This is a genomic window from Nostoc sp. DedSLP03, from assembly GCF_034530815.1.
In the GTDB taxonomy this organism is placed as follows: Bacteria; Cyanobacteriota; Cyanobacteriia; order Cyanobacteriales; family Nostocaceae; genus Nostoc.
Window position 1 is genome coordinate 1 of sequence record NZ_JAVRCK010000220.1, and the last position, 1,791, is coordinate 1,791.

At 43.9% G+C, this 1,791-nt stretch carries 1 protein-coding gene; it reads left to right on the forward strand.

Annotated features, from left to right (window positions below):
- A partial coding sequence (locus RM368_RS38350; protein ID WP_322698909.1) for a condensation domain-containing protein occupies window positions 1-1,791 on the forward strand: 1,791 nt, incomplete at both ends.

The window sequence follows — 1,791 nt, forward strand, 5'->3', positions numbered from 1 at the left end:
GATCGACTCCCTCTGACTCCTAATGGTAAGGTTGACCGTAAGGCTTTGCCAGAGCTTAGTCTGACACAGCTAGTACCTGAATCATCTTTTCTACCTCCTTCCACACCAATTGAGGAGATGCTAGTTAGTATTTGGCTTCGGATACTTGGTATTGAGAAAATTAGCATTGATGATAACTTCTTTGAAGTGGGTGGACACTCCCTATTAGCAACCCGTCTGATTTCTCAGATCCGGCAGGTTTTTCAGGTAGAGCTTCCTTTACATTGTGTATTTGAAAAACCAACAATAGTTGGGCTGGCTAAAGACATTGAAAAAGCCACCAAGATAGGCTTAAGAATTGATACACCAGATATTGAGCGAATTTCACGATCGCAAAAATTACCCCTATCTTTTGCCCAGCAGCGGTTATGGTTCCTTGCCAAGCTAGATCCAAACAGTTCCTTTTACAATATTCCTGCTGCTGTTCGGCTAGAGGGGCAATTGAACCTCAAAGCACTACAACAAAGTTTCAACGAAATTCTCCGCCGTCACGAAGCCTTACGAGCTAACTTTCAGACAATACAAGGGCAACCTGTAGCAATCATCTCATCAGTAACATCACTACCATTGCCCGTATTTGACATCAGTGAATTACCTGCAAATCAACGAGAAGCTCAAGTCAGACAGCAAGCATTAGCAGAAGCACAACAACCCTTTGACCTGAAAAGCGACCTCCTGCTGCGGGTAAAACTATTACGGCTAAGTGAACAAGAGTATGTAGTGTTATTCACGATGCACCACATTGTCTCTGATGGTTGGTCGATAGGTGTGCTAGTGCGTGAGTTGGTAGCACTTTATCAAGCCTTTTGCGATCGAGAACACTCGCCTTTAGCTGAACTACCTCTTCACTATGTAGACTTTGCAGCTTGGCAACGACAATGGTTACAAAAAGAGGCGTTACAATCGCAGCTATCTTACTGGGTTCAGCAGTTACAGGGGGCACCCAGAGTACTGGAGTTACCCACAGACCACCCACGTCCCCCTGTTCAAACCTTCCGAGGTGCCACTTATTCATTTGAGCTATCTAATGAGTTATCCCTAGCCTTAAAGAAACTCAACCAGCAGCAAGGAACCACCTTATTTATGACCTTGCTGGCAGCTTTCCAGATTCTGTTATGGCGCTACACTAACAATGAAGATATTGTGGTCGGTTCACCAATTGCTAACCGCAATCGCGCGGAAATAGAAGGATTAATTGGACTTTTTGTCAATACTTTGGTACTGCGAACAAATTTGGCAGGTAATCCTACCTTTGAAGAAGTACTTACTCGTGTCCGGGAAGTGGCATTAGGAGCCTACGTACATCAGGATTTGCCTTTTGAACTGTTGGTAGAAGAACTACAACCACAGCGAGACTTGAGCCACGCACCACTATTTCAAGTGATGTTTGTGCTTCAGAATGCACCAATGTCAGATTTAAAGTTGCCTGGTATGACTTTAAGTACTCTGGCAATTGAGAGTGGTAGTGCCAAATTTGATTTGACCCTGGAGATGGCAGAAACAGCACAGGGACTATTTGCCACTCTGGAGTATAGTACCGATTTATTTGAGGAAAGCACTATCAGCCGGATGGCAGGACATTTGCAGTCTTTGCTTCAAGGTATTGTGGCAAATCCCCAAGGGAGGCTTTCAGAGTTACCACTGTTAACAGAACCTGAAAAACACCAGTTATTAGTGGAATGGAATGATACTAATAGTGAATATCCGCAAGAAAAATGCATCCATGAGTTGTTTGAGGCGCAAGTAAAAGAA